The organism is Microseira sp. BLCC-F43, from assembly GCF_041929235.1.
In the GTDB taxonomy this organism is placed as follows: domain Bacteria; phylum Cyanobacteriota; class Cyanobacteriia; order Cyanobacteriales; family Aerosakkonemataceae; genus Microseira.
The window spans coordinates 1-2,727 of the sequence record NZ_JBHFNP010000254.1 but is presented as its reverse complement, the minus strand read 5'-3'; the positions used below and the strand labels follow the sequence as shown (position 1 = coordinate 2,727).

Below are 2,727 nucleotides of genomic sequence, written 5' to 3'. Positions count from 1 at the left end.
GTTACAGGTACAATGCAGGGGCACGGCGTGTAATAAGGTTTGATTTGTACCAAAGATGGCAGAATGCCGTGCCCCGACAAGGATCGATGAATCGGGTTACAGGTACAATGCAGGGGCACGGCGTAGAATAACGTTTGGTATAAACCAAAGATGGCAGAATGCCGTGCCCCGACAACCATCAATGAATGTAGGGGCACGGCGTAGAATAACGTTTGGTATAAACCAAAGATGGCAGAATGCCGTGCCCCGACAAGGATAAATGAATGTAGGGGCACGGCCTGGAATAACGTTTGGTATAAACCAAAGATGGCAGAATGCCGTGCCCCTACCGCGATTTGATGTCAGCGATCGCGCCCTTGGTCATTGCCGCAATTGCCTTATCCGTCGCCTTGGGCAAATGATAGTACTTCCCACCGGCGGTTTTAGCCAATTCCTTGGCAAACCCAGTGGAAATAAACTTACTTTCGGTATCGATAACTAACAGATCGATTCGCAATCCGCGAATTCTAGCGGCAATTTCCAACAATTCGGTTTTAATGTCCGGTTTTTCGCCTTCTGGCAAAGGTTCGCCCAGCGATCGCGCCAGGGGAATATTCCCCCGTCCATCGGTAATCGCTACTATTACTACTTGACCGATATCTCCCGACATTTGAGCATTCATTCCCACCCTTACTGCTTGGGTTAAACCATGCGCCAAAGGTGAACCGCCGCCGCAAGGTAATCTTTCCAAACGCTTTTTAGCTAAAGCAATCGAACGAGTCGGCGGTAATAAAACTTCTGCTTGTTCTCCCCGGAAAGGAACCAGCGCAATTTGGTCGCGGTTTTGATACGCTTCGGTCAGCAGTTGCATCACCGCACCTTTAGCAGATTGCATCCGGTTTAACGCCATCGAACCCGAAGCATCTACCACAAAGATTACCAATGCCCCCGCTTTGCGGACTAACCGCTTCGAGCGAATATCCCCTTGTTCTACAATTACTTTGCGGTTGGGTTGACGCTCGCGCCGCGATTTCTGATAAGGTGCAGCTGCCCTCAAAGTCGCATCAACGGCAATTCGCCGTACCTTACCTTTGGGTAACATCGGCTTGACATAGCGCCCTCGGTCATCTGAGAAAATTAAACTGCGACTTCCCGACTTGCCGTGGCGCTGCGCCATTTGGGCAAAATAGAGGACGCTATCGTCGAGAATCACGCCTTCTGGGTCAAAAATAAACTCTTCTGGAATATCAGTTGTTTCTGGTTCCGGTTTATCTTCGTTATCTTCTTCTTCCTTATCTTCTTCTTCTTCTTGTTCTTGTTCGGATTGGTCTTGAGGCGGCGGGGGTGGGGGTGGCGGAGGTTGTTGTTCTTCCGGCGGCGTTTGTACCACTGTGGCGCGGGGTACAATCACTAACTCGACGGCACGACGCAAATCATCTGAAGTAACGTTTGTGCGTCCATCCAACGCCGCCGCAGCTTTAGCAACGCGCACGGCGAATAATTCGGCGCGATGTCCTTGCACTCTGGCGCGCACAGCTTCGTTGACTAGATAGGCAATTTGGTCGTGGGTAATTTGGACATCTTTCAACCATTCCCGCGCCAGGATAATCTGAGTTTTGAGATTATCGATATCTTCGCTGTACTGGGCGAGAAAAGTTTGGGGAGAAGTGGAGTAAGCGATTGCTTCATCCACCGCTTGCACTCGTTCGTCCAATCCTAAAACGGCATCAGCGGAGAGAGCGATCGCAATTCGATCCAGCAAATGTTCCCTTAACGGACCTTCTTCCGGATTATAAGTCGCAATAAACAGCGCTTTGCAAGGATGAGCGAAACTGATTCCTTCCCGCTCGATCAAATTGCGTCCTTCCGATAATACACTCAACAGTTGGTTAGCAATTTGATCGTCTAATAAATTAATTTCATCGACATATAAAACCCCCCGATTTGCCGAAGCTAGCAAACCCGGTTGAAACACAGGTTCTCCTCGTTTCACCGATTCTTCCACATCCACCGAACCCAAAAGTCGGTCTTCGGTTACTCCCAAGGGAATTTGTACAAAAGGTGCCGGAATAATTTCTGTCACAAGATGAGACTGACTATTCCCCGCGTCTCCGGGTCCTTGCGTCTCCCCGTCATCTTCCTTCCCCGCGTCTCCCCTTCCCCGCATCTCCGGGTCCGCTTCATCATTGTACGGGGATCCTTTGACAACTTCAATCGGCGGTAACACGGCGTGGAGGGCGCGCGCCATCACGGATTTAGCCGTGCCGCGACGACCTGCGATCGCTACCCCTCCCAATCCCGGATCTACTGCTGCTAACAGCAGGGCTAATTTTATCGCTGCTTGACCGACAACGGCAGTCAGTGGAAAGGCAATCGTTACAGATGGGTTAGTCAGGGCAGGCATGGTATGCGATCGTTACTCTTGTCGGTTTTCAGCATATCAATTCACGAATGCTTTTTTTGAATTAATCTCTTCCCTATAGGGGAAAGCTTTTATTTTACACCTAAATAATCCGGGACTCTGGTAGCCCCGTCTTTTTAAAGCGGGGCGGAAAGAGGACACGAGCGAATTTATTCGCCATCTTTGATTGACTTGTGCTGCGATCGTCTGATAATCTCTTGTCAGAAACGCCAGAGAAACCGGGTTTGGACACTCCTGTGCCACAAACATACTTGATAACGCACGGTTGAAAGTACTGGCGTGAGTCAAGAAAGCCTAACCAGGACAAGCTTTTATGTTGGGTGTTG

General features: G+C 49.9%; 2 protein-coding genes. Both read right to left on the bottom strand.

Features of this window, described 5'->3' with window-relative positions; genetic code table 11:
• Positions 1–325 precede the first annotated feature (325 nt).
• Complete coding sequence (gene bchD, locus ACE1CM_RS33975; RefSeq protein ID WP_374883297.1) at positions 326–2,383, bottom strand: magnesium chelatase ATPase subunit D; 2,058 nt, start codon at positions 2,381–2,383, stop codon at positions 326–328.
• 100 nt (positions 2,384–2,483) lie between these two features.
• A partial coding sequence (locus tag ACE1CM_RS33970) for a hypothetical protein (RefSeq protein WP_374883296.1) occupies positions 2,484–2,727 on the bottom strand: 244 nt, incomplete at its 5' end.

Excerpts from the sequence above, each read along its gene's own strand:
- bchD (WP_374883297.1), bottom strand. The coding sequence starts at position 2,383 with ATGCCTGCCCTGACTAACCCATCTGTAACGATTGCCTTTCCACTGACT.